Here is a 23,514-nt window from a genome sequence, read left to right on the forward strand (position 1 = left end):
TCATCGGGGACGACTATCCTGGGCGGCGTACAGGGTGCCGATGAGCCGGGAGGCTGCACGAGTGGCCAGCGTCGCCGAGGTCAGAGCGGCCGTGGACGCCGCGCTCCAACAGGTCACCGAGGGCCAGGCGGCCATCCAGGCGGCCCGCGAGAAGCTCGGCGAGGCGCAGCAGAGCCTGGCCGCCGCGCTGGACGGCTCGGCCAACGAGGCGGTGGGCGCCGCGCACGCGTCGCTGTCGCAGGCCGACCAGCAGCTCGAGGAGTGCCTCGGCGCGACCCTGCTGGCGGTCGAGCAGGCACAGACCTACACCGCGACGCTCTGACGCGATGTCGCTGCTGCAGGAACTCGGCGCCCAGCTCCGCGCCACCTCCGAGGAGCTGCCCACCGGCCTCGTGACGGTGGCGATGGAACGGCTGCGCAGCGCCACCGAGCTGCTCAACTGGGTGCGGCAGACCTCGGTCGACCCGATGGGCGTACCGCAGCTCGGCAACGCGACCGAGCACGCCGAGCACGCCGCGGCCGCCCTGCGCCTGGCCCAGGACGCGATCGAGGCGTACCTCGCGGCGCTGGGGCTGGCCGGGCAGACCGGCGCTCCCCCGGACACCGACTACAAGGCCGGGCTGCAGCCCAAGGAGCAGCAGGCCGGGCGCGACGACCAGCGGCCGCCCGCACCGGAGAAGCTCGGCCCGTGGTGGCAGGAGCGGGTCGCCGAGCTCACCGGCGAAGCGCCGCCCCCGCCCAAGGAGGGCGCCGCTCCCTCAGGGCCCACCGACACCGCCGAGCTGCTGCGCCGGGTCGCCGCCGGGGTCCGCTCCGGCGACCGTGCCCGGCTCGGGCGCGACCTGCACGGGGTCAACGCCGCCACCGGCCTCGGCCTGTCCGCGGCCAGCTCGCCGGTGCTGCGCAAGCTCGCGGGCGACCTGCTCGGGCACGAACCGCGCCCCGAGGACCTCCCCCGGCTGCAGAACGCGGCAGGCGGCCGGGTGCGCTCGCTGCTGCCCGGCACCCCACCGGCCCTGCTGGACACGATGCTGGCCCGCATCTGCCGCGCGCCGGCCAAGGAGGAGCAGCCCGCGCACCCCGCCGACTCGGCGGTCACCGCGGGCGTCCTGACCGGTGTGCTGCTCGCCCGGCTCGGCCGCGACCCGGCCACGCTGGACCCGTCGGCGCCGGAACCCGTACGGCCGAGTGGCGCCGATGCCTGAGTCGACCGCCCAGCAGGTCGTCGAGGTCCGCGCCGCGCTGTCGCACGCGCTGGGCGCCGCCACCGACGCGCTCGAGGCCGCGCAGGCCGAGCACGAGGCGGCCCTGACCCGGCGGGCCCGGATCGTCGCGGCCGCCCGGGAACGGCGCCGCCGGCTCGCCCACGAACGTGACAAGCGCCTGCGGCAGATCGACGAGCAGCACGAACGCGACCTGGCGGAGCTGGCCGGGGCGGCCGCCGAGACCGCCCGCCTCGCCGCTCCGGGCGCCGCCGGAGCCCCGTGGTCGCGATGGCGGGCCACCCCGGCGGACTCCTCCGCGCCCGCGCCCGACCTGCGCGTCGGCGAGCTGCTGCTGCCGTACGACGGTGAGGTGCCCGCGCTGGTGCCGCTGCTCGACCGGGGACACGTGGTGGTCCGCGGCGACGACGCGACCGGCGACGACGTGGTGGCCGGGCTGCTGCTGCGCGCCATCGGCAGCGTCGAGCCGGGCCGGATCACGCTGACCGGGTACGACCCCGAGCAGCTGGGCGGCGGGCTGGCCGGTTTCGCCCCGCTCGCGCCCGCCGGGGTGCTGCAGTTCGTCGGGCCCGGCGGCCTCGGCGCGCTGCTCGACGAGCTCGTGGACCACGTCCGGCGGATCAACGAGACCGTGCTGGCCGGCGAGCACTCCTCGCTGCGGGAGCTGGCCGCCGCCACCGGGCGCCGGCCGGAGCCGTGGCGGGTGGCGATCCTGCTCGGCGCCGGGCGCCCGGACGAGCTGTCGCGGCACGAGCGCAGCCAGCTCGACCGGTTGCTGCGCACCGGCGCCGCGTGCGGGGTGCACCTGATCGTGCGGGACCTGCCGGTGAACGGCGCCACGGGCGTGGAGGTCGTCGAAGCGGTTCCGGGTGACGACGCCCGATTGAGCGGGTGCGGTGCCCTGCCCGTACGCCTGGATCCGGGTCCGCCGCCCGCGGTCGTGACGCGCACGTGCCGGCAGATCGCCGACGCCGTGGCCGCGGGCCCGGCCCCCGTGGCGCTCGACAGCCTGCTGCCCGAGCACGAGTGGCAGCAGAGCTCCGCCCGTGCGCTGACCGCCCCGCTCGGCGACAGCCCGCAGGGCGCCCCGGTGCACGTGACGCTGTCCGACTATCCCCCGCACGCGCTGATCGCCGGCCCCTCCGGCACCGGCAAGACGAACCTGATCTACGCCTGGATGGGCGCGCTCGCCGCCCGCTACTCCCCCGCCGAGCTGGCGTTCTACCTGCTCGACTTCAAGGAGGGCGTGTCGTTCGCCCGGTTCGCGCCGGGCCGCCGCGACCCCAGCTGGCTGCCGCACGTGCGCCTGGTCGGCCTGAACGTCAACACCGACCGGGAGTTCGGCCTGGCGCTGCTGCGCTTCCTCGGCGCCGAGCTGCGCAGCCGGGCCGACGCGGCGAAGCGGCACGAGGTGACGAATCTGGCCGAGCTGCGCGCCGAGGACCCGGAGGGCAGCTGGCCCCGGATCGTGGCGGTGGTCGACGAGTTCCAGGTGCTGCTCGCCGGGCGCGACGCGGTCGCCGCGGAGGCCGTCGACCTGCTGGAGGACCTGGCCCGCCGGGGCCGCTCGCAGGGCATCCACCTGGTGCTGGCCAGCCAGGACGTGTCCGGCATCGAGGCGCTGTGGGGACGCCCGGCGCTGGTGGCCCAGTTCTCGCTGCGCATCGCCCTGCCCCGGGCGCGCCGGGTGCTGGCCGAGACGAACACGGCCGCCGACGTGCTGCCCCGTTACCACGCCGTGGTCAACGCCGACTCCGGCGCGCTCGAGGCCAACCGGGTCGTGCGCGTGCCCGACGCCGGCAACCGGGAGCGGTGGAGCGCCCTGCAGCACCGGCTGTGGCGGCGCCGCCCGCCGGAGCTCCCGCCGCCGCGGCTCTTCGACGGTGACGCGATCCCGCGCCTCGACGACAGCCCGGACTTCCGTGACATCGGCGCCGCCGGCCCGGTGTCCGCGCCGGTGGTGCTGCTCGGCGAGACGATCGACGTGGCGGCCCGGTCGGCGCGCACGGTGCTGCGCCGGGCGCCGGGCCGCAACCTCGCGATCATGGGTACGCGCGTGGACGAGGCGTGCGCGGTGCTGCACACGGTGGCCCGCTCGCTGGCCGCGCAGTTCGAGCCGGGCGCGGCCCAGTTCGCCGTGGCCTGCCTCGACACCGACGCGAGCACCGCGGTCGAGGCGCTCAAGGGCGTGCTGCCCCCCGAGACCGGTTACTACGACGCCGACACGGTGGAGTTCCTGTTCGAGGACGCCGCCATCCGCGCGACCGAGGGCACCGCGGCGGACCGCCCGCTCTTCCTCCTGCTGTACGCGGTCGACGCCGCGCCCGGGCGCAACCCCGAGCTCCTGCGCCGGATCCTGCGGCAGGGTCCCGAGCGGCGGGTGCACGTCATCGGCTGGTGGCGCGGCGCGGCGCTGTTGCGCGACACGCTCGGCGGCCCCAGCTCGCGCACGGACGTGATCGGCGCTTGGGTCGCCCTGGACGTGCACGGCAGCGAGCTGTCGCCGTACTACCCGGGCCACGGATCGCCGGTCTGGTATCCGAGGCCGTGGCGGGCCCTGCACTTCGACCGCTCGGTGCACCGCGGCGCCGAGGTCATCATCCCCTATGGACCCTCATGACGATCTCCGACGCCGACGGCACGCTGGAACGCCGTACCCCCGACTACCGCAGCGTGCTGCGTAAGCTGACCAACCTGGACGACGAGGCGGCCGCACACCGCGCCGAGGCGCACACCTGGCACGACACCCGCGCCCGTGAGGCCGACGAGGCGGTCCACGCGGCCGACCAGCGCATCCGCGAGGCGCAGGCGGCGGTCCGCGCCGCGCAACGGCACCGCGACGAGGTCGACGCGCAGGTCGCCGGGCTGTGGGCGGAGTTCGCGCACAAGGTGGGCCGGATCGCCGACCGGTTCGGCCAGGCACCCCAGCCGACGGTTCCCCGCCAGCGGGACCGGGACGCGGACGACTATCTGCAGGAGGCGGCGACGACCGCCGCATGGACGCCGCCGACCAAGCCGCTGAAGGGCGCCACCCTGCTGTACGCGGGCCTCGGCGCGCTCGGCGGGGCGCTGGGCCTCGCCGCGTGGTCGCTGCTGCGCTGGGCGGGCCGGGAGGGCGGCGGTGACCTGGCGGTGGGGCTGCCTGTGGTGGCGCTGGTCGTCGCCCTGCTCGGCCCCATCCTCGCGGTGATCACGGCCAAGCGGGTGGCGGACCGCAGCGGCAACCCCCTCGACGCCTCCGCGGTCGCCACCGTGCTCATCGCCGCGCTGATCACGGCCGGCCTGATCCTGGCCGCCGTCCGCGGCAACTCCCCCGGCGGCCGAGCCGGGACCAGCACCGCTGGGCCGTCCGCGGCCGCCGTCCGCGGCGACACGCCCGGCGGCTGAGCCGGGCGGCTCAGGCGGGGACCAGCACCGCCTCGCGCAGCAGGCGGCGGGCCAGCACCAGGCGGTCGGCGTCGTCGTCGAGGCCGGGCAGGTCGCCGACCCGGTGCCCGCCGCCGTCGAGGGCGGTGCGCACGGCCTGCTCACAGTACGCGGGGAACCGCAGCGTGCGCCCCAGGAGCTGCAGCACCACGTGCTCGGGGCCGTCCGCGCGCAGGGTCCAGCGCAGCTCGTGGCGTACGGTCACCCGGTCGTCGGCGGTCAGCCGCTCGGCGAAGGTGAGCTGGGCCAGCGGGCGTACCGGCTCGGGGCGCTGCGCCGGCCAGGCCCGGGCCCGCAGCCGCTCGGCCACCTCGGCCGGGTCGGCGGTGAGCAGCCAGTCGCGCAGCGCGGAAACCGTCCGGGTCAGTTCGTCGGCCACCTGGTCCGGGTCCGCCACGTCCATGCCGTACGGCAGGGTCGCGCGCAGACGCTGGTCCTGGGCGGCGAGGTGGAGCAGCTCCTCGACGAGGGCGTACCGGGTCAGCGCCCGTACGCCGAAGGTCAGGTGCAGCGACCGCTCCCCTTGCGCCTCGGCCGAGTGCAGCCAGCCGCGCGGCAGGTAGAGGGCGTCGCCCGGGCTGAGGACCACGTCCAGCGTGGCCGGCCCGTCGGCGACGGCGCCCACCTCGTCGGCCCGGCCGCCCCAGGTCTGGCGCTCGAGCGGCTCGGGCAGCACCGGCTCGTGCACCCGCCAGCGCTTGGTGCCGTCGACCTGCAGCACGAACACGTCATGGGTGTCGTAGTGGGTCGCGAAGCCCTTGTTGCCCGCCGGGGTCAGATATGCGTTGACCTGCAGCGGCTGGCGCAGCTCCGCGCCGAGGCGGCGGGCGTACTCGATCAGCGGCGGCCAGATGCGGTGCAGGCCCTGGAGCACGAGCGTGGCGCCGTCGGCGTACAGGCGCATGACCTTGTCGTCGACGACCTGGTCGCCGATCTCCGCGCCGGCGCCGCCGGAGCCGGTGAAGGCCGAGGCGGGCAGCACGGTGCCCTGGTTGGCGACGCGCAGGAACGGCGTGCGCAGGCCGCGCTCGCTGAGCAGCTCGTCGACCGCGTCCGGTGAGAGCAGGTCCAGGAAGCCGTCCGGGCCGGCGAGTTCGTCGGCCCGGGTGAGCAGCGGCTGCCGTCCCCAGTACGCCTCGGCGAACTTCGCCGGGTCGACGGCGATGGCCCGGGACAGAGCCGGGCGGCGGTCGCCGCCGCCCGGCGTGGGGCGCGTCATCGCAGCGAGCCTCAGGAGGCGCTGCCGTCGGCACCACCGTCGTGGCCACCCGGGTTCGCGCCGCCGTCCGCGGGGCCCTCACCCGAGGCGCCGCCGTCGGCACCACCGTCGTGGCCGTTCGGGTCCGCGCCGCCGTCGGCCAGGCCCTCGCCCGAGGCGCTGCCGTCGGCACCGCCGTCGTGGCCGCCCGGGTTCGCGCCGCCGTCCGCGGGACCCTCCCCGCCGGCACCGCCGTCCGCGCCACCGTCGTGGCCGCCCGGGTTGGCGCCGCCGTCGGCCACGCCCTCGCCGGTAACGCCGCTGCCGCCGGTGATGTCGTCGTCGCTGAGTCGCATGCTGGTTCCCCTTCGTCGGTGGAAGGTTCCCCCGGTACCCGGTTTCGATCACCCCTAATCTGGCAACCCTGGCGGTGTGCTGGTGATGGGCACCTCAGGGTGGCAGTACAAGGACTGGCGACCGCCGAAGGGTGGCGACAGCTCCCGGCCGTACCTGTATCCGGAGGGGTTGCCGCAGCGGCTCTGGCTGGAGCATTTCGCCGGGGCGTTCGCCACCGTGGAGATCAACAACGCCTTCTACCGGCTGCCGGAACGCGACACGTTCGCCCAGTGGCGCGCCCGCACCCCGGACGACTTCTGCTTCGCGGTGAAGATGAGCCGCTACCTGACCCACATCAAGCGGCTGAAGGAGCCCGAGGAGCCGGTGGCCCGTTTCCTGGGCCGCGCCGAGGCCCTGGGCGACAAGCTGGGCCCGGTGCTGATCCAGCTGCCGCCGACGCTGCAGGCCGACGCCGCGGCGCTCGACCGGACGCTGTCGCTGTTCCCGCGTACGGTCAAGGTGGCGGTCGAGCCGCGGCATGACAGCTGGTGGACCGATGAGATCCGCGACGTGCTCGAACGGCACAACGCGGCGCTGTCCTGGGCGGACCGCAAGGGGCGGCCGGTGACCCCGCTGTGGCTCACCGCCGACTTCGGCTACCTGCGGATGCACGAGGGACGGGCGAACCCCTGGCCGCACTACGGGCGTTCGGCTCTGGCCACGTGGCTGGACCGGCTGCCGGACCTGCCCACGTACGTGTATTTCAACAACGACCCCGGTGGCGCGGCCATCACCGACGCCGTCGCGATGGCCGCGCAGGCCCGCCGCCGTGGTCTCGAGGTGACCCGGACCCCGTAGGCTGGCACTGATGGACGTGGAGCTGAATGGGCGGGCGCCCGGCGTCGCCGAGCTGCACCGGCTGATCGCGAGCAACTACGGGCACTACACCTCCCTGCAGGTGCGCGACGGGCGGGTCCGCGGCCTCGCGCTGCACCTGGCCCGGCTCGCCGACGGGGCCGAGGAGCTGTTCGGGCACCGGGTCGGCGTCGAGGAGGAGCACCGCCTGCTCGGGCTGATCCGGCACGCGCTGGGCCGCACCCGGAACGCGTCCGTACGGGTGACCCTGGTCCCCGGCCCGGGCGGTGACGAGGGCCCGCCGGACGTGCTCGTGACCGTTTCCGATCCCGCGCCCGAGCCGGCCGGACCGCCGCTGCGGGTGCAGACGGTGACGTACGAGCGGGACCTGCCCGAGCACAAGCACCGTGGCACGTTCATGCTCGACTACCACGTCCGGGAGGCGCGCCTGGCGGGCTTCGACGACCGCCTCTTCATCGGCCGTGACGGCGGGGTCCGCGAGGGCACCTCGTGGAACCTCGCGCTGTGGGACGGCGAGCAGGTCGTCTGGCCGGTCGCGCCGGTCATGCGGGGCATCACGATGGTGCTGCTGCAGATCGCCATGACGATGAACGGCACGCCGTGGACGCTGCGCCCGGTCGACGGCGCGGACCTGGCGTCGTTCGCGGGTGCGGCCGCGCTGAGCTCGGCCGGGATCCGGGCGATCGGCAGCATCGACGAGCTGCCGCTGGCAGATGCGCCGCTGACCAAAGTGCTCGCCGAGACGTGGGCGGAGGTGCCGTGGGACGAGCTGTAGCCGTACGCCCCGTCGTCGGCGCGGCGGCCCTGAGCGCGGCCGCGACAGCGTTCCTCTTCGTCGGCGCCCGGGTCGTCCAGCGGCAGGCCGACGCCCACGGCATCGTGGTCGCCGGCTACGCCCCGGACCGCACCGGCCTCTGCGAGCCCCACGTCAGCTGCCTGCCCGCCGGCACCGCGACGACCGTGGCGCAGGGCCTGGTGCTCGTCGCCGCCTTCGTCCCGGTGCTGGTCGGGCTGGTCCTCGGCGTCCCGCTGACGGCCCGGTCCGCCCCCGTCGCCCCAGCGCTGGCCGTCGGCGTCGGCTGCACGGCGGTCGTGGCCGTCGCGTTCCGGCTGGTGGCGGCCCGGTACGCGCTGGTCGTCGACGGTCCCGGCCTCGGGCTGCTCCGCGAGCTGCACAAGAACAGCGTCGCGTTCATGGTGATGCAGACGGTCTTCGTCATCGCGCTGGCCCACGTCCTGCGCCGGGCGGGGTGCCGGAGCCTGCCCACCCTGGCGGTGTGCGTCGTGGCCTGGCCCGCGGCGATCGTCGTCGCGCAGGTCGGTGGCCTGGTGCTGGGGATGCTGGCCTACCTGCTGACGTCGTGGTCCGACGGGCTGTCCGCGATGCTCGGCACGCAGACGGAGGACGAGACCGCGGCCTTCGCGGCGCTGGCCCTCGCCGGGTGCACCGCCGTCACCGTGGTCGCCGGCCGCCGGAGGACCCGCTAGTCGTCCTCGTCGAGCAGGCCGATCAACGTCGTGGCGTTGCGCTGGGCGTAATCGGAGTAGCAATTGTTCATGAACACCTGGGTCCGCTCGGTCTCCCCGGCGAGCGCCCGCAGCTTCGGCGCCCACTCCCGCAGCTCTTTGGCGGAGTAGTCGTAGCCGAACTTCTCGTGGATGTCCTTGCTGGTCCACTTGTCGCTGTGGCCGTGGAAGCGGACGACGGCCAGGTCGGCGGTGGCGGCCACGATCGGCGGCACCGAGGATTTGTGGCCCTGCGGCATGTCCACGCAGACCAGCGGGAGCTCGTGCCTGCGCAGGAACTCGAGCGTCTCCTCGGCGTTGTCGCCGTCGAACCAGGACGCGTTGCGGAATTCGAAGACCGGGCGCAGCGGCTTGCAGCGGGCCACGACCTCGCGCAGGTAGTCCTTGTTCGACCGGCGGATGCCCCACCACGGCGGGAACTGGAACAGCAACGCCCCGAGCTTGCCGGCCTCGACGAGCGGGTCCAGCGCCGTCAGGAAACGGGTCCAGATCTCCTCGTACGTCTGCGGCGGCAGGTCCTGCGGGTAGACGTTCTTCTTGTCGGTCTCGGGCCGCAGGTCCTTGTAGATCGCCGAGACCTTGGTGGGGTGGCCGGTCAGCATGCTGAAGGCCTTGATGTTGAACGTGAAGCCGTCCGGCGTGCGCTGCGCCCACAGCTTCGTGGTCTGCTCGGCGGGCGGCCCGTAGTACGTCGAGTCGACCTCGACCACCGGGAACTGCTTCGCGTAGTAGGCGAGGCGCTTCTCCGCGGTGTCGGCGGACGCCGGGTACCACCCCGACTCGAGCAGCGTCTTGTCGGTCCACGAGGCCGTGCCGACCTGGATCTCACCCATGAGCTCAAGCTAGCGCCGATACGAGCGGTCCGCCGCCTTCGACGAGGGCGGCGGACCGGATCGGCGTCGTGGTCAGCCCGCGCGACGCTCGCGGTTGGCCTTGCAGTGCACGCACGTCGTGGCCGACGGGAACACCTCGAGCCGCTCGACCGGGATCGGGTTGTGGCAGCTCTCGCAGTTGCCGTACGTGCCCTCGTCGAGGCGCTGCATGGCGATCTCCGCCTGCGTGCGCCGGTCGAGCAGGGTCCGCAGCAGCGACGTCGCCGCGTCGCGCTCGGCGGTCTTGGATCCGCTGTCGGCCTGGTCGTCGCCGGCCGCGTCGCCGATCTCGACGAGCCGCAGCCGCTGGTTCTCGGCGACGGCTTCCTCGTACTCGGCGTTGAGATCGTCGTACCGGGCCTTCAGCAGCTCCCGGATCTGCGAGACCTCCTGCGGCGAGCGCCCCTTGGCGGTGTCGGCACCTTTACCCGTGATGACCGCGCTGTTGACGAGCATGTGCTCCCCCTGCCCTTCCCTCTGCCCCTGCCGGTGGATCCCCCGCGCCGGCCCCTGGTGTCACCACCGTCGGGGTCGGCTGATACCCACCGCCGAAGATCCGAAACGGGATCCCCGCCAAAAAAGTAACCGCAGCATAACTGTCAGTGGTCTACTCCGCTACGGACTGCGCCAATATGCTGACGCGTCGCAGCTCACAGGCGGGATGAGGTGGATTCACTCACGGTTGAGCACCAGCGCGGGCCGCCTAGGGTCGTCCAGGCGGACCACGACATCGGCGAATGCCGGCGGGTCCACCTCGTCGCCGTAGCGGGCGTACGCGGGCAGCGTCCACAGCTCGGCGGGCTCCGTCCGGCGCCGCAGCGCACCGGCCGACAGTTCCAGATGGACGGTGAGGTCGAAGGGCAGCCCGGCGCCGAGCAGCAGCGGCCCGCTGACGATCACCACGGCGGCCGGGGGCAGCTCCGTGTACGGCTCTCGGGCGGCCCGGTCGATGCGCGCGTCCCAGAGGCGGGTGACGATCCGCCCGGTGCCGCCCGGGCCGGCCGGGTCGAGCACCTCGCGGCGCAACCCGGGCTCGTCCAGCCAGCCGGTGTAGAACGATTCCGGGTTGGTGCGGCCGAACTCCAGGCGTACGGAGGCCGGGCGCAGGAAGTCGGCGGCGTCGATGCGGACCGCCGGGCGGCCGCGCACCCGCAGCGGGTCGACGAGCGCGTCCGCCAGGGTCCCGGGAGCGGCGGCGCCCGGGCCGTCGATCGCCACCCGCAGCCGCCGCTCCGGCGCCTCGGCGGCGAGCCGGTCGGCCAGCTCCTCGACCAGGACCTCGGTCGAGACGGGACGCACGCGCATCCGGCGAGTCTAGTTCCCGCCGCGGCGGCCCCGGCGGCACCGGCCGGCGCCGGACCGGTCGCCGCCGGCCGCTTCACCGGGGCCTGGCGGGCTATTCGTGCGGGAGGACGATGATGCGCGCCTCGTCGGAGAGGCGGTAACCGACGCCGTACACGGTCGTGATCAGCGGCAGGTGCGAGCCCATCTTGACCCGCAGCCGGCGGACGTGGACGTCGACCGTGCGCTCGCCGGTGTGCTCGTAGCCCCAGACCGCGTTGAGCAGCTGGGTGCGGCTGAACACCCGGCGCGGGTGGTCCGCGAGGAACAGCAGGAGATCGAACTCGAGCCGGGTCAGCGGGAGCAGCTTGCCGTCCAGCATCACCTGCCGCGAGGCCGTCAGCAGGCGCACCTCGACGCCACCCTCGGCGAGATCGGCGAGCTCGGCGGCGGGCATCGGGGCCGGGCCGGCCTCCGGCTGCTCCACGGCGACCGAGCCCTGACCGGCCTCGACGAGCTCCCGGACCGCCTCGATCAGGCGGTGCGCCTGCGGCGGCAGCGTGTCGCCGGTGAGGGGGATGTTCAGGGTCACGGTGAGGGCCGCCGGCGGCGCGGCCGCCGGCGCCGGACGCCGGATGGCGGCCACCCGGCCCGACCCCGTCGCATGTCGTCCCGTACGCCCCGGCAGGGCGGTGACCGGCATGAAGCCTCCCGCGTCAAAGAATGGAAACACCGCACAGTACAACGGCGATCGAATTAATGCATGCTTAAACCGCGGTCGATATTTCCGGGATGGCGGCCGATGGGTCAAGGCGGCAACCACACTGTGGGATACTTGTTCCATAACCGCTGGATGCATCGTGTTTTTACGCACAGGGAATGCGATTACCGCGCCCGGCGGTTAACGGCAGGCGTCCGTTTCTTGCAGATGTGAATAAACGATGGATCGCCGGGGTTACGGCGGGGGCAGCCGCCAGCCGGGCACCGAGGGCCAGCGGACGGTCAGCACCACCGTCTCCTCGTCCCCGGCCTGCCAGGAATGGTCTTCGCCGGGTCCCCAGACCACGTAGTCGCCCGGCTCGCTCAACACCACGGTCCGGTCCCGCAACTCGATGTGGAAGGCGCCACGGATCAACACGAGCAAGGCCGTACGGATCTCGTGGGTCGCCCACGCCGCCCGGCGCTCGCCCGGCGCGTGCACCCCCCACTTCACCTCCACCGCATCGCTGTGCAGCAGCTCGCCCTTCGGCATGAAATGGCCGAGCAGCCAGCCCTGGTTCCGTGCGCCGTCCTCGCCGGCGCGGCCGACGTAGACGCCGTCGGTCACCCGCTCACCCCCTCGCAAATGCGGGCGACATTAGCACCCGTACGCTGGCGGTATGGCGGAGGAATTGGATGCCGAAACGATCGCGTTCGCGCACCGGATGTTCGACCTGGCGCGCTCCGGCGAGGCCGAGCAGCTCGCCGGCCAGCTGAGCCACGGGCTGCCCGCCGACCTCACCAACGACAAGGGCGACACGCTGCTGATCCTGGCGTCGTACCACAACCATCCGGAGACCGTCGCGACGCTGCTGCAGCACGGCGCCGACCCGGCCCGCGTGAACGACCGCGGACAGACCGCGCTGGCCGCCGCCGTGTTCCGCCGCAACGCCGAGACCGTACGGATGCTGCTCGGTGCGGGCGCGGACCCCGACGGCGGCAAGCCCAGCGCACGGGAGACCGCCGAGTTCTTCGACCTTCCGGAGATGACCGCCCTGCTGAACGGCGAGTGACGTGAGCCTCGCAGCCGACATGGCCGGCGCCGCCCGCGACCTGCTGGCCGCCCACCCGCAGGCCGGCGTCGGGTTCGACGACCGGCACCGCCGCTGGATCGAGTACCGGCCCGAGCCGCGCCCGGGCGTGTCGCTCGCCGAGCTGGCACCCGCCCCGCGCAAGGCCGTGCACCGCCTGCTCGCCACCGGGCTGAGCCCCGTGGCGTTCGCGCAGGCCATGGCCGTGATCGCGTTGGAGGAGGTGCTGGACCGCCGCGAGGACGGGCGGCGCGGCCGGCACAGCGAGGACTACCGGGTGATCGTCTTCGGGGTGCCCGGCGACGACCGGTGGGCGTGGCGCTTCGAGGGTCACCACCTGTCGGTGAGCATGACCGTCGCGGACGGGCGGGTCTCCCCCGCCCCGGTGTTCCTCGGTGCCAACCCCGCCCGCGTCGACGCGCTGGGCCGGCCCGTGCTGCGGCCGCTGGGCGTCGAGGAGGACCTCGGGCGCGAGCTGCTGCTCTCGCTGTCGCCGCAGGCACGCCGTGTTGCGGTTGTCGGGGACGTGGCGCCGTACGACATCCGCACGGCGACCCACCCCCGCAGCGCGCCCATCGCACCCGCGGGCATCGCCCGCGCGGACCTGCGGCCCGGCGAGCGCGCGCTGCTCGACCAGCTCGTGGCGCTCTACCTGGGCAGGCTGCCCGACGAGCTGGCGGCGGCGCTGGACCCGGCGGGCGGGGCGGTGCACTTCGCGTGGGAGGGAGCGGCGCAGCCCGGCACGCGGCACTACTACCGCGTCCAGGCCGACGACCTGATCATCGAGTTCGACAACACGACCGAGGACGGCAACCACGCGCACACGGTGCTGCGGCGGCCGCTCGGCGAGTTCGGCGGGGACATCCTCGCTGAGCACCTTTCGACGGGTCTTCATTAGGTTTTCCGCCGCGGGTGGAATCAGCGCCGTCACACCGCGGCTGAGCGGCACCGGGCCGCCCAGCCGCGGACGACTCAGCTGCCGGAGGTGAGCCGGCGGCCGACGGCCGCGATGAGCCGGTCCAGTTCGGAGCCGAACGGGTTGTCGTGCACCAGGTACGTCCACGTGGCGCTCGGGCGGACCATCTCCGCGCGGTCCGGGCGCCAGCCGTCGGAGAGGTCGACCTCCTCGAACGTCTCGATGGTGCGGCGCTCGATCTCGGTGAACACCTTCTGGAAGGCCGGCACCGCGAAGCGGTGGAACTCGTCGAGCGGGTCCAGCTTGCCCAGCGCCCGCAGGTGCACACCCTCGCGGACCTCGGAGAGCTCCGCCAGGTGCTCGGCCCAGAGCCGGTCGAGGTGGTAGAGCGCGATCGAGCGGGCCGCGTCGGAGAGCACGTCCTCGTCGGTCTCCTTGGCCTTCTCCGGCGACTTCTCCAGCAGCATGATCGCGGCGACCTCGCTGGTGAGCAGCCGCTCGCGCCGCTCGGCGAGGGCGAGGCGCTGCTCCTCGATGACCACGCTGTAACGCCACGTGTTGCGGTGGATCTCGTGGTTGACGCCCTCGGCGACGCGCTGGGCGTGCTCGACCGCGTACTCCACCTGGTCGTCGTGCACGACGCCGTCCATGTCCATCCGCGGCGACGACGGCAGGATGTCGCCGGCGTGCCGGGTGACCAGGTCGTCCTCGAGGCTGACGAAGAACACCGAGCCGCCGGGGTCGCCCTGCCGGCCGGCGCGGCCGCGCAGCTGGTCGTCGACGCGGCGGCTGTCGTGCCGGCCGCTGCCGATGACGTACAGGCCGCCCAGCTCGACGACGCGGTCGCGGTCCTTCTCGTCGCTGCCGCCGAGGCGGATGTCGACGCCGCGGCCGGCCATCTGGGTGGAGACGGTGACCGCGCCGAGCGCGCCCGCCTCCGCGATGATCGCGGCCTCCTCGTCGTCGTTCTTGGCGTTGAGCACCACCGACGGCACGCCGGCCGCGGCCAGCTGCTGGGCCAGCAGCTCGGACGCCTTCACGTCGAGGGTGCCGATCAGCACCGGCCGCCCCTTCTCGTGGGCGATCTTGATCTCCTCGACCAGCGCCTCGTCGCGCATGTCGTGCGCCGAGTAGATGCGGTCCGGCTCGTCGTCGCGGATGTTGGGCGTGTTCGACGGGATGACCGCGACCTCGAGCTTGAAGTACTCGCGCAGCTGCTCGCCGACGTGCACGGCGGTCGCCGTCATGCCGCACACCGTCTTGTAGAGAGCGATGTACGCCTGCACGGTGATCGTGTCGAGCACCTCGCCCTCGGCGGTGGCGTGCAAGCCCTCCTTGGCCTCGACCGCCGCCTGGAGGCCGTCGGGCCAGCGGCGGCGCTGGGCGACCCGGCCGCGCATCTCGTCGATCAGCTCGACCGTGCCGTCGCGCACGATGTAGTCGACGTCGCGGCGCAGCAAGGCGCGGGCGTGCAGCGCGACGTTCACCGCCGAGAGCTGGGCGACGTGCTCGTCGGCGTACAGGTCGATGCCCATCTTCTCCTCGAGGGCCTTGAGGCCCGCGTCGGTGAAGGCGACGCTGCGGCCGTCGTCGGCGACCTCGTAGTGCTTGCCCGCGCGCAGGTCGCGGACCAGCTCGGCGGCCTCGTGCACCGGGTCGCTCTCGCTCGACGTGCTGCCGGCGAGGACCATCGGCACGCGGGCCTCGTCGATGAGGATCGAGTCGGCCTCGTCGACGATCGCGGTGGCCAGCTCGCGCTGCACCCGGTCCTCGACGTCGGTCACCAGCTGGTCGCGCAGGTAGTCGAAGCCGGCCTCGCTGACCGAGACGTACGTGACGTCGGCGGCGTACGCCTCGCGGCGCTCCTCCGGCGTGGACGCCTCGGTGACCCAGCCGACGCGCAGGCCGAGGAGCTTGTAGATCGGCTCCATCCACGTGGCGTCGCGTCGGGCCAGGTAGTCGTTGACCGTGAGGATGTGCACCGGGCCGTTGCCGAGGCGGACGTGGCCGTACGCGGCGACCGTCGCGGTCAGGGTCTTGCCCTCACCGGTGGCCATCTCGGCGACCTTGCCGGACAGCAACGCCATGGCGCCGAGCAGCTGCACGTCGTACGGCCGCTGCTCGATCGCCCGCCGCGCGGCCTCGCGGCCGATGGCGCAGATCTCCTCGTAGGTGTCGGCTTCCTGGGCCGCGGCGGTCAGCGCCTCGTCGTCGAGCTCTTGGAGCGCGTCCTCACGGGCTTCGATGTCCGGCAACCTCTTCCGCAACGGCGCGAGGTCGACCGTGGTGCCCGGACGCTGCAGGAACTTGCGGAACCGGCTCTTCAGCCGCTGAGACACACCCATGGCGGGTTACGGTACTTCACTTTCCTGCGAGCGGGATGCCGACTCCCACCCGTTCACGGATCCGGCACGAGCAATTGGTGCGTGGCCAGCTCGCGGTAGAGCGGGCTGCCGGCGAGGAGCTTGTCGTGCGTACCGGCGGCGACGACCCGGCCCGCCTCGAGGACGACGATCAGGTCGCTGTCGACGACCGTGGAGAGCCGGTGCGCCACCACGATCAGCGTCCGCCGGGTCGCGGCGGCCGCGATGGCCTCGCGCAACGCCGCCTCGTTACGCGCGTCGAGGTTGCTGGTGGGCTCGTCGAGCAGCAGGATCGGCGACTCCGCGAGCAGGCTGCGCGCGATCGCGAGGCGCTGCCGTTCGCCGCCGGAGAGCATCACGCCGCCCTCGCCCACCTGCACGTCGAGCCCGTCGGGCGTACGGGTGGCGAGCGCCTCCAGGTTGACCTCCGCGAGCGCCCGCCGCAGCCGGGCCTCGTCGGCGTCCGGGGCGGTCAGCAGCAGGTTGTCGCGCAGCGTCCCGGCCAGCACCGGCGCCTCCTGCTCGACGTACCCGAGCCGGCGGCGCAGCGCGTCGCGGGGCAGCTGCCGGACGTCGGCGCCGTCGACGCGGACAGCCCCGCCGGTCACCTCGTAGAACCGCTCGATCAGGGCCAGCAGCGTCGACTTGCCCGCGCCCGACGGGCCGACGAGCGCGACCCGGGAGCCGCGAGGGACGGAGAAGCTCACCCCTCGCAGGACCGGGCTGCCTCCGGGGTACGCGAACGTGACGTCCTCGAAGGTCACCGCGTCGGCGTCCGCGCGGGTCGATCCGGTGCCGGCCGGCACGTCCGCCGCGGTCTCCGACGGCAGGTTCAGCACCTCCTCGATGCGCTGCAGGGCGCCCAGGCCGGTCTGCAGCCGGGTGTACGCGTGCAGCGCCTGACCCAGCGGCAGCACCAGGAAGAACAGGAAGAGGATGAACGCCACCAGGTCGCCGACCGAGATGGCGCCCGCCGCGACCCGGGCCCCGCCGACGGCCAGGACCAGCAGGAACGCGCCCTGGGTCGCCGCCGCCGCGACCGGGCCGATCACGGTTTCCAGGCGGGCCACCCGCATGCCGGCCGCGTACGCCTGCTCGGCGCTGCGGGTGACGGCGCGCGCCTCCCGCTCCTCCGCGCCGCCGGCCCGGATCGTCCGGACGGCCGAGATCGCCCGCTCCACCGCGGAGGTCATCTCGCCGAGCCGGGCCTGCGCCTGCTCGGACAGGCCACGGACCCGCCGGGAGACGACGAGCGCCACCGTCATTCCCACGGCGAGGCCGCCGGCGGCCACCACCAGCAGCACCGGGTCGAGCAGCGCCATGGCGATCGTCGCGCCGGCGACCATGACGACGCCCGTGACCAGCTCCAACAGGCCGGAGGTGACCACGGCCCGCAGCAGCGTCGTGTCGGCGCCCACCCGGGACAGCAGGTCACCGGTGCGGCGACGGTCGTACTCGGCGATCGGCAGCCGCAGCAGGTGCCGGGCGAGCCGGCGCCGCGTGGTCAGCACGACCCCCTCGGCCGTGCGCTGCAGCAGATAGTCCCGGATCCCGCCGAGCGCGGCGCCGGTGAGCAGCAGGGAGACCAGCAGGGCCACCGTCCCGCCGGTCGGGCGGCCCGCCGCGACGGCGTCGAGAAGATCGCGGACCAGCACCGGCTGTGCGAGCGAGGCACCCGCCGCCAGCAGGGACAACCCGGCGACGACCGCGAGCGTCCCGCGGTGCCGGCGCAGGTACGGCAGCAGCGCGGCGGGACCCACCTTCCCGGCGACCATGAGGGAAGCGTATCCATCACGCACCCGCCGCCGTTTCCGTCGTTGCACCGCAGACGTGGCGTCCGGGTTTGACCGGGCGCGCGGGCGGGCACAGGGTGCGGACGACGTGACGGCCACGACGCGACGCGGCGAGGCGGAGGGAGGCGGATGTCGAGCCAACTGGTCTGCCGGCCCGAGCAGGAACTGCCGGTCGCGATCCTGCGGGTCAGCGGGGTGCTCGACACCGTCACGGGTGACGCCCTCGAGCAGGCGGTCGCCCGCTGCCTGTCCGCGCAGCCCGAGGCTCTCCTGGTGGACGTCGCCGGCCTGGACGTCGCCGACCCGGTCGCGCTCGACGTGCTGAGCTCGGTGGTCTGCCGTACGGCCGAGTGGCCCGCGGCCCCGGTGATCCTGTGCGGGGCGGGACCGGGCACCGCGCGCGCCATCGCCCAGTGGCCCGGCTGCGACACCATCGAGGTCGCCGACGACTGCGGCAAGGCCCTCGCCGGGCTGCACGGGGCGCAGGAGACGCAACGGATCCGGGTCCGGCTGCGGCCCGTACCCGACGCCTGCCGCCAGGTGCGCCAGCTCGTCGCCCAGACCTGCGCCGCCTGGCACCACAAGGAACTAGCCGCCACGGTCGGGCTGATCGCCACCGAACTGGTGGCCAACGTGGTCCGGCACGCGCACACCACGATGGAACTCACCCTGGGGCTGCGCGACGGACGCGTCTGGCTGGCCGTACGCGACGGCAGCCGGCTCCTGCCCCGGCCCAAGGAGCCCGGCGTCTCCGAGGCCGGCGGCCGGGGTCTGCAACTCGTCCGCGAGCTCACCGACGCCTGGGGCGTGCTGCCGGTGCCCGACGGTAAGGTGGTCTGGACCAGACTGACGGCGTGAGCGGCGTGACGAGCGAGCACCGTGACGTCCTCAACGTGGACGTCGGGCTGCCGTTCGAGCAGTTCGGACCGCTGCTACGCGGCGCGCTCAGCGACGGCGGCGCGGCCGGTGAGATCTCCCTCGACGCGATCAACCGCCGCGGGCGGGCCGTCGTGGTCCGGGTGGCCTGCGCCCCGCTGCGCGGCCAGGACGCGGCCGGGGGACCCGAAGGTGCCATCATGGTCATGGAGGCGAACGACGTCTGACGTTTCGCCTGTGAGGCGCTGGGTACTCCGCGGCGTCGGCGGGCAGGAGGACACGGCAGTGGGCGTCGAAACGCAGGTGCACGCGGACGAAGGACGGGCGATCGTCCACGTCTCCGGACGCCTCGACCTGACCGACACGGCGCCGTTGCGCAACCGGCTCCTGAAGTGCCTGGCGGACCAGCCCGAGGCGTTGCTCGTCAACCTGGCCCGGCTGACCGTGCGGGAGCCGCTGGCCCTCGCGGTCTTCTCGGCGGTCGCACGCCAGGCGGCCCGCTGGCCCGCCATCCCGGTGGCGCTCTGCGCGCCGGAGCCGCACGTACGCCGGTCCCTGAGCCTCGCGGCGTACCAGCGCGTGCCGGTGTACGCCTCCGTGCAGGCGGCCAAGGACGGCCTCCCCGACCACCGGGCGGCGCTGCGCGCGCTCAGCGACGAACTCCTGCCGATCGCCGGAGCCGCGCGCCAGGCCCGCAACCGGGCGACCGAGGCCTGCGTGCTCTGGGACCTGCCCGAGCTGGTGGCGCCGGCCAGCCTGATCGCCAGCGAACTGGTCAGCAACGTCATCGACCATGCCGGCACGATGATGACGCTGCGGCTCACTCTGCGCAGCCGCTACCTGCAGATCGCGGTCACCGACGGCTCGACCGCGGTGCCGGCGCTGCAGATCGTCGCGCCGGCGCAAGTCTCCAGCGGGCGCGGGCTGATGCTCGTGGACGCGACCGCCCATGCCTGGGGGTGGCTGCCCTGCAACGGCGGCAAGGTGGTCTGGGCCTCCCTGCGCACCCCCTGATCCGGGCCTGCGGTGCCGCCGGTCAGCGCCGGCGTCAGCGCATCAAGCTCTGCAGACCCGACACACCGAGGATGCGGGCCACGTAGGGCTGCGCGCCGGTCAGGGTCAGCTCAGCCTCTGCCACGGCCGCCGCGGAAGCGGCATCGAGCAGGACCGCCACCCCGGCCGCGTCCACGAGCGGCACCGCCGCCAGGTCGATGACCAGCCCTCGGCCCGCCAGCGACGAGACGGCGTGCCGCACCACCGTCCGCAGCCGCTCGGCGGTGTCCCGGTCGACCTCGCCCCGGACCTGGACGGTCACCACACCGCCGCCGGACTGCACCGCGATCTGCATGCCGTGCGGGTCGGTCGGGCCGTTCGCGCCCTCCCAGCGCGGCAGGGTGTCGTTGAGCATCGCCTCGCGCAGCCATGCCAGCGACCGGCTGAGCAGCCGGGACACGTGCATCTGCGAGATGCCGAGCTCAACGGCGATCTCCGCCTGCGTCCGGTTGCCGTAGAAGCGCATCGCGAGCATCCGCCGCTCCCGGGCCGGCAGGCGCAGCAACAGACCGGCGACGGTCAGCTTGTCGTCGACCATCTCGAGGTCACTGTCCGTGCCGCCCAGCAGGTCACCGAACTCGGCGGCCCCGTCACCGCCCGCGGGGGCGTTGAGCGACGACGGCGAATACCCGGCAGCGGACTCCAGGGCCTCCAGCACGGCCGGCAGCGACACGTTGAGCCGCGCGGCGATCTCGGCCGGCGTAGGCGTGCGGGACAGCTCCGTGGTCAGCACCATCGAGGCGTGCCCGACCTCCAGGCTCAGGTCCTGCACCCGCCGCGGCACGTGCACCCCCCACGTCCGGTCACGGAAGTGCCGCTTGATCTCACCGGAGATCGTGATGACCGCGTACGCCGTGAAGGAGCCGCGCTCGGGGTCGTACCGGTCGATCGCCTTCACCAGGCCGAGCCGGGCGACCTGCTCGAGGTCCTCGAGATTCTCGCCCCGCCCGCGGTACCGGCGCGCCATGCGACCGGCGAACGGCAGGCAGATCCGCGTCAGCTCGTCACGCAACGCCGCCCGCGCGGGACCCGAGGCGCCGGCGATCCGCGTGGCGTAGTCCACGGCGGCGGCGTCGAGGTCTTCGAGGACGCGCGTCGATGAGTCCTCCTGTGCAGGCATGCTGCTCTCTCCCAGCCGGTGCGACAGATCATGACCGTGATGCGCGGCCACTGCTCCAGCGATATCGCGATATGACACGAACCGGCGGCGATCACGTGCCCGTCGGCGACCCAGTTCGCGGACGCTACTGCCCCCGGCGCGCCGGGCTAAACACACCCTCCGGATCGGTGACGCTCAGTGTACGCCCGAACACGGCCGTACCCGTGGACGTGGCCGGGATGTCACCCGTCCGTCACTGCTGCGGGCGCTGCGGGAGACCGCTCGGCGCGCCGTCCCCGTCGGCCTCCGGCGCACCCGGCTCAGCGTCCCGAGGCGGCGCGGCGGGTGCCTGACCCGCGGACTCCGGCTGCAGGGGCCGGTTGAGCTGGCCCATCTGCGGCGGCTCCAGCGGCGGACGGTTCGGCCGCGAAGGTGGCTGCTGCCCGGGTCCGGCGGCCGCGCCGGATCCGAACGGCGTCCGTCCGAGGCCCGACGGGGTGTTCGGACCCGGGCTGTCCACGCCCTGGACGGGATGGCCCAGGCCGGAGGGGGCGCCCTGACCGGGACGGCCCGGGCCGGACGGCGCGCCCTGAGCGGGGCGGCCCAGGCCCGACGGCGGCTCGGCGTCCGGGGCGGGACGGCCCAGACCCGACGGGGCTTCAGCGTCCGGGGCGGGACGGCCGAAGGCGGACTGCGGCGCGGCCGGGGCGGGACGACCGGGACCGGACTGCGGTACGGCACGGCCGAGGCCCGAGGGTGACTCGGCCTCCTGGCCAGGACGGCCCAGCCCCGACGGTGACTGGGCCTCCGGGGCGGGACGGCGCAGGCCGGAGGGTGACTGGGCGTCCTGCGCGGGACGGCCCAGACCCGCCGGCGACTGGGCATCCTGCGCGGGACGTCCCAGGCCCGACGGCGACTGGGCGTCCTGTGCGGGACGGCCGAGGCCGGAGGGCATGGCCGTCGCCGGGGCGGACGGGTGACCCGGAGCCGTCGGCGCGCCGGAGGCCACCGGTGGGCGGCCGAGGCCGGACGGTGCCGCCTGACCGGGAGCCGTCGGTGAGCCGGCGGCGGGCGGCGTGGGGGCGCCGGGCGGGCGCAGGAACGCGGACGAAAGATCGGGGCGGCCCGGCTCCGGGACCGGCCGGCCCCCGGACGCCGACTCGGGCACGGCGGGCGCCGGCGCCGCCGGACCGGACATCGGCGCCGCCGGACCGGACATCGACGCGGCCGGACCGGACATCGGCGCCGCCGGGCCGGGCAGGCCTGACCCGGGCGCGGGCGGTGCGGCGTTGCCGGGCGCGGCCGGGGCGTGTGCCTGGGCGCCCGCGTGCGGCGAATCCCAGCCGGAAGCAGGCGCGATGGGACCCGGCGCGGGCACGGTACCGGGACCCGGCGCGGTTGAACCCGACCCGGGCGGGGTCGGGCCCGGGGCATGCGGGGTTGAACCTGGCGCGGTCAGGCCCGGGGCAGGGGTGGACGGACCCGAGGCTGGGGCGGAGGCTCCCGGCGCAGGGGCCCCGGGAGCAGAGGCGGGCCGGCCGGCTGCAGGCGCAGCGGAACCCGCACCGGGCGCCGCGCCCGGAGCCGGCTCCGGGGGACGCGCCGAGGGGGTGAAGCGGGGCGCGTCCAGGGGACGGTTCTGCTGGACGAACAGGGGCGGGCCGAGCAGCAGCGGGTCCATGTCCGCGATGTCACGGGCCGTGGGAGCGCCCGGGGCCGGTTGGGCGGACGACTGCGCCGGCCCGGGCTGCCGGGCCGGCTGCTGCGGTCCGGGCCCCCCGGGCGCGGGCATGCGCGATCCGGTGGCCTCCGGCCCCGGCGGCCGGGAAGCCGGGGTGGCCGGCGCGGACGGCGAGGCGCCAGGACCGGCCGGCGCAGGCGGCCAGGCACCCGAACCACCCGGCGCGGACGGCGAGCCACCAGGACCGCCCGGCGCAGGCGGCCAGGCACCCGAACCACCCGGCGCGGACGGCGAGGCGCCAGGACCGGCCGGCGCGGGCGGCCAGGCGCCGGGGGCGGCCGGCGGCGGCGACTGGCCGCCGAACGACTCCGGCGCGGACATCCAGTCCCGGGCCGGCTCCGACCCGGGCTGCCGGTCCCCGGGCGGCTCCGGGGCGGACGCCCACTTCCCGGGCAGGTCAGGGCCGGACGGCTGGCCACCGGCTGCACCCGGCCCGGACGCCCGCTCCCCCGGCGGGCCGGACGGCGGGAACAACCGGCCGGGAGAAGCCGGCTCGGGCCTGGCACCGGCGTCCGCAGGCTGCGGCGAGGCCGGCTGGTCCGGACCGGCGGCGGGTTCCGGGGACGAGGACTCCGGGATCAGACCGGCCCGGGCGGCGAACGGGATGAAGCCCTCCGGGGCCCGGGCGGGCGGCTCGGTGCCCCGGGCCGGGTCGGCAGGGTCCGGTGCGGTCAGCCAGGCGGGTGCCGGGAGCTCCTCGGCGGGCGGGGTGAACGACGGTACGTCGCCGCGGGGCGGGTTCGCCGGCGGGAAGGCCGGTGCCGAGGCGGCCGGGGCGAATGCGGACGCCACCGGCGGGGTCGAGGGCGTCGGTACCGGCCCGGAGTCGAGCCGGACGGTGGCCTGCTGCGCGCCGGAGGCCGGGAGGCCGAGCGGGGAGGGCCCGAGGCCGCCGCGGGCCGCCTCGATCAGGCCGGACGACTCGGCCAGGCCGGCCGCCTCCACGACCTCGGCCGCGGCCCGGCCGGCCGCGCAGGGCAGGGGTTCGCCGCAGACCGGGCAGATCGTGATGCCGTCGTGCGGTCCGCGTCCGCCGGCGTGCGCCTGGACCATCTCCCAGGCCGTCCGCGCGAGCACGCTCTGCGGATTGATGTACTGCGTACCGATCGTGGCCATGCCGTTCGCACCCCCGTAGCTCGCCTGC

General features: G+C 74.7%; 23 protein-coding genes. 12 read left to right on the forward strand and 11 right to left on the reverse strand.

All coding sequences use genetic code 11. The features are described from left to right. The first annotated feature begins 61 nt into the window (after nt 1-61). The 4 genes from IT780_RS19610 to IT780_RS19625 are packed head-to-tail and all read left to right on the forward strand — an operon-like array spanning nt 62 to nt 4,610. Nucleotides 62-322 (forward strand): hypothetical protein, encoded by a 261-nt coding sequence (locus IT780_RS19610; RefSeq protein WP_199513115.1) that lies wholly within the window; start codon nt 62-64, stop codon nt 320-322. A gap of 4 nt (nt 323-326) precedes the next feature. Next, on the forward strand, nt 327-1,205 hold the full coding sequence (locus IT780_RS19615) for a hypothetical protein (RefSeq protein ID WP_199513029.1): 879 nt from the start codon (nt 327-329) through the stop codon (nt 1,203-1,205). Next, nucleotides 1,198-3,843, forward strand: coding sequence for an FtsK/SpoIIIE domain-containing protein (locus tag IT780_RS19620; RefSeq protein ID WP_199513030.1), 2,646 nt, complete (start codon nt 1,198-1,200; stop codon nt 3,841-3,843). Before IT780_RS19615 ends, IT780_RS19620 begins: the two co-directional genes overlap by 8 nt. Then, nucleotides 3,840-4,610, forward strand: coding sequence for a hypothetical protein (locus tag IT780_RS19625; protein WP_199513031.1), 771 nt, complete (start codon nt 3,840-3,842; stop codon nt 4,608-4,610). The genes IT780_RS19620 and IT780_RS19625 overlap by 4 nt, the downstream gene beginning before the upstream one ends. Nucleotides 4,611-4,620: 10 nt before the next feature. Here IT780_RS19625 and IT780_RS19630 read toward each other — a convergent pair whose 3' ends face one another. Together IT780_RS19630 and IT780_RS19635 are read right to left on the reverse strand one after the other, a co-directional pair. Then, nucleotides 4,621-5,868, reverse strand: coding sequence for a cupin domain-containing protein (locus IT780_RS19630; RefSeq protein ID WP_199513032.1), 1,248 nt, complete (start codon nt 5,866-5,868; stop codon nt 4,621-4,623). Between the two features lie 11 nt (nt 5,869-5,879). Then, nucleotides 5,880-6,203: a BatC protein gene (locus IT780_RS19635; RefSeq protein WP_199513033.1), complete on the reverse strand. Its 324-nt coding sequence runs from the start codon at nt 6,201-6,203 to the stop codon at nt 5,880-5,882. An 85-nt stretch (nt 6,204-6,288) separates the two neighbouring features. Here IT780_RS19635 and IT780_RS19640 point away from each other — a divergent pair, with 85 nt between their 5' ends. The 3 genes from IT780_RS19640 to IT780_RS19650 are packed head-to-tail and all read left to right on the forward strand — an operon-like array spanning nt 6,289 to nt 8,547. Next, entirely contained in the window at nt 6,289-7,041 is a 753-nt protein-coding gene (locus tag IT780_RS19640) for a DUF72 domain-containing protein (RefSeq protein ID WP_233413088.1), read from the forward strand. A gap of 10 nt (nt 7,042-7,051) precedes the next feature. Further along, the gene (locus IT780_RS19645; RefSeq protein ID WP_199513035.1) at nt 7,052-7,834 is read left to right on the forward strand and encodes an aminotransferase class IV; all 783 of its coding nucleotides are present in this window, start codon (nt 7,052-7,054) and stop codon (nt 7,832-7,834) included. Continuing rightward, the gene (locus IT780_RS19650) at nt 7,819-8,547 is read left to right on the forward strand and encodes a hypothetical protein (protein ID WP_199513036.1); all 729 of its coding nucleotides are present in this window, start codon (nt 7,819-7,821) and stop codon (nt 8,545-8,547) included. The genes IT780_RS19645 and IT780_RS19650 overlap by 16 nt, the downstream gene beginning before the upstream one ends. Here the strand turns inward: IT780_RS19650 and IT780_RS19655 are convergent. The 5 genes from IT780_RS19655 to IT780_RS19675 all read right to left on the reverse strand — a co-directional run bounded on the left by IT780_RS19655 (nt 8,544) and on the right by IT780_RS19675 (nt 12,066). Beyond that, entirely contained in the window at nt 8,544-9,419 is an 876-nt protein-coding gene (locus tag IT780_RS19655) for a DUF72 domain-containing protein (protein WP_199513037.1), read from the reverse strand. The two genes, IT780_RS19650 and IT780_RS19655, sit on opposite strands and share 4 nt — an antisense overlap. A 72-nt stretch (nt 9,420-9,491) precedes the next feature. Next, complete coding sequence (locus IT780_RS19660; RefSeq protein WP_199513038.1) at nt 9,492-9,914, reverse strand: TraR/DksA family transcriptional regulator; 423 nt, start codon at nt 9,912-9,914, stop codon at nt 9,492-9,494. Nucleotides 9,915-10,130: 216 nt separating this feature from the next. Next, nucleotides 10,131-10,763 (reverse strand): nucleoside/nucleotide kinase family protein, encoded by a 633-nt coding sequence (locus IT780_RS19665; RefSeq protein WP_199513039.1) that lies wholly within the window; start codon nt 10,761-10,763, stop codon nt 10,131-10,133. Between the two features lie 91 nt (nt 10,764-10,854). Then, nucleotides 10,855-11,331: a winged helix-turn-helix domain-containing protein gene (locus IT780_RS43195; RefSeq protein ID WP_307831272.1), complete on the reverse strand. Its 477-nt coding sequence runs from the start codon at nt 11,329-11,331 to the stop codon at nt 10,855-10,857. A gap of 363 nt (nt 11,332-11,694) precedes the next feature. After that, nucleotides 11,695-12,066, reverse strand: a complete 372-nt coding sequence (locus IT780_RS19675; RefSeq protein WP_199513041.1) for a cupin domain-containing protein — start codon at nt 12,064-12,066, stop codon at nt 11,695-11,697. A gap of 52 nt (nt 12,067-12,118) precedes the next feature. Here IT780_RS19675 and IT780_RS19680 point away from each other — a divergent pair, with 52 nt between their 5' ends. Together IT780_RS19680 and IT780_RS19685 are read left to right on the forward strand one after the other, a co-directional pair. Beyond that, nucleotides 12,119-12,511 (forward strand): ankyrin repeat domain-containing protein, encoded by a 393-nt coding sequence (locus IT780_RS19680; protein ID WP_199513042.1) that lies wholly within the window; start codon nt 12,119-12,121, stop codon nt 12,509-12,511. A gap of 19 nt (nt 12,512-12,530) precedes the next feature. Further along, nucleotides 12,531-13,427 carry a DUF3500 domain-containing protein gene (locus IT780_RS19685; RefSeq protein ID WP_199513116.1) on the forward strand — a complete coding sequence of 299 codons (897 nt, stop codon included), beginning with the start codon at nt 12,531-12,533 and terminating at the stop codon, nt 13,425-13,427. A gap of 74 nt (nt 13,428-13,501) precedes the next feature. Here IT780_RS19685 and secA2 read toward each other — a convergent pair whose 3' ends face one another. Both secA2 and IT780_RS19695 read right to left on the reverse strand, forming a co-directional pair. Then, nucleotides 13,502-15,790, reverse strand: coding sequence for an accessory Sec system translocase SecA2 (gene secA2 / locus IT780_RS19690; RefSeq protein ID WP_199513043.1), 2,289 nt, complete (start codon nt 15,788-15,790; stop codon nt 13,502-13,504). A gap of 53 nt (nt 15,791-15,843) precedes the next feature. Then, a complete protein-coding gene (locus IT780_RS19695; RefSeq protein ID WP_199513044.1) occupies nt 15,844-17,583 on the reverse strand; it encodes an ABC transporter ATP-binding protein in 1,740 nt (579 codons plus the stop codon). 147 nt (nt 17,584-17,730) lie between these two features. On the opposite strand from IT780_RS19695, the gene IT780_RS19700 reads away from it, so the two are divergent. From IT780_RS19700 to IT780_RS19710, 3 genes are read left to right on the forward strand one after another with little or no spacing between them, the layout of a single operon-like run. Then, a complete protein-coding gene (locus IT780_RS19700) occupies nt 17,731-18,459 on the forward strand; it encodes an ATP-binding protein (protein WP_199513045.1) in 729 nt (242 codons plus the stop codon). Then, on the forward strand, nt 18,456-18,704 hold the full coding sequence (locus IT780_RS19705; RefSeq protein WP_199513046.1) for a hypothetical protein: 249 nt from the start codon (nt 18,456-18,458) through the stop codon (nt 18,702-18,704). The genes IT780_RS19700 and IT780_RS19705 overlap by 4 nt, the downstream gene beginning before the upstream one ends. A gap of 10 nt (nt 18,705-18,714) precedes the next feature. After that, a complete protein-coding gene (locus tag IT780_RS19710) occupies nt 18,715-19,491 on the forward strand; it encodes an STAS domain-containing protein (protein ID WP_233413090.1) in 777 nt (258 codons plus the stop codon). Nucleotides 19,492-19,525: 34 nt separating this feature from the next. Here the strand turns inward: IT780_RS19710 and IT780_RS19715 are convergent, their stop codons facing one another. Further along, entirely contained in the window at nt 19,526-20,650 is a 1,125-nt protein-coding gene (locus IT780_RS19715; RefSeq protein WP_199513047.1) for a SigB/SigF/SigG family RNA polymerase sigma factor, read from the reverse strand. Between the two features lie 232 nt (nt 20,651-20,882). Next, nucleotides 20,883-23,486, reverse strand: coding sequence for a hypothetical protein (locus tag IT780_RS19720; protein ID WP_199513048.1), 2,604 nt, complete (start codon nt 23,484-23,486; stop codon nt 20,883-20,885). Between the last annotated feature and the right edge of the window lie 28 nt (nt 23,487-23,514).

It is taken from the genome of Nucisporomicrobium flavum, assembly GCF_016464385.1.
In the GTDB taxonomy this organism is placed as follows: Bacteria; Actinomycetota; Actinomycetes; order Mycobacteriales; family Micromonosporaceae; genus Actinoplanes; species Actinoplanes flavus_A.

Coding starts and splice junctions, on each gene's coding strand:
- IT780_RS19625 (WP_199513031.1), top strand. CDS start 3,840: ATGACGATCTCCGACGCCGACGGCACGCTGGAACGCCGTACCCCCGAC.
- IT780_RS19620 (WP_199513030.1), top strand. CDS start 1,198: ATGCCTGAGTCGACCGCCCAGCAGGTCGTCGAGGTCCGCGCCGCGCTG.
- IT780_RS19660 (WP_199513038.1), bottom strand. CDS start 9,914: ATGCTCGTCAACAGCGCGGTCATCACGGGTAAAGGTGCCGACACCGCC.
- IT780_RS19655 (WP_199513037.1), bottom strand. CDS start 9,419: ATGGGTGAGATCCAGGTCGGCACGGCCTCGTGGACCGACAAGACGCTG.
- IT780_RS19635 (WP_199513033.1), bottom strand. CDS start 6,203: ATGCGACTCAGCGACGACGACATCACCGGCGGCAGCGGCGTTACCGGC.
- IT780_RS19645 (WP_199513035.1), top strand. CDS start 7,052: ATGGACGTGGAGCTGAATGGGCGGGCGCCCGGCGTCGCCGAGCTGCAC.
- IT780_RS19715 (WP_199513047.1), bottom strand. CDS start 20,650: ATGCCTGCACAGGAGGACTCATCGACGCGCGTCCTCGAAGACCTCGAC.
- IT780_RS19680 (WP_199513042.1), top strand. CDS start 12,119: ATGGCGGAGGAATTGGATGCCGAAACGATCGCGTTCGCGCACCGGATG.
- IT780_RS19615 (WP_199513029.1), top strand. CDS start 327: ATGTCGCTGCTGCAGGAACTCGGCGCCCAGCTCCGCGCCACCTCCGAG.
- IT780_RS19700 (WP_199513045.1), top strand. CDS start 17,731: ATGTCGAGCCAACTGGTCTGCCGGCCCGAGCAGGAACTGCCGGTCGCG.
- IT780_RS19695 (WP_199513044.1), bottom strand. CDS start 17,583: ATGGTCGCCGGGAAGGTGGGTCCCGCCGCGCTGCTGCCGTACCTGCGC.
- IT780_RS19630 (WP_199513032.1), bottom strand. CDS start 5,868: ATGACGCGCCCCACGCCGGGCGGCGGCGACCGCCGCCCGGCTCTGTCC.
- secA2 (WP_199513043.1), bottom strand. CDS start 15,790: ATGGGTGTGTCTCAGCGGCTGAAGAGCCGGTTCCGCAAGTTCCTGCAG.
- IT780_RS19720 (WP_199513048.1), bottom strand. CDS start 23,486: ATGGCCACGATCGGTACGCAGTACATCAATCCGCAGAGCGTGCTCGCG.
- IT780_RS19665 (WP_199513039.1), bottom strand. CDS start 10,763: ATGCGCGTGCGTCCCGTCTCGACCGAGGTCCTGGTCGAGGAGCTGGCC.
- IT780_RS19685 (WP_199513116.1), top strand. CDS start 12,531: ATGGCCGGCGCCGCCCGCGACCTGCTGGCCGCCCACCCGCAGGCCGGC.
- IT780_RS19640 (WP_233413088.1), top strand. CDS start 6,289: ATGGGCACCTCAGGGTGGCAGTACAAGGACTGGCGACCGCCGAAGGGT.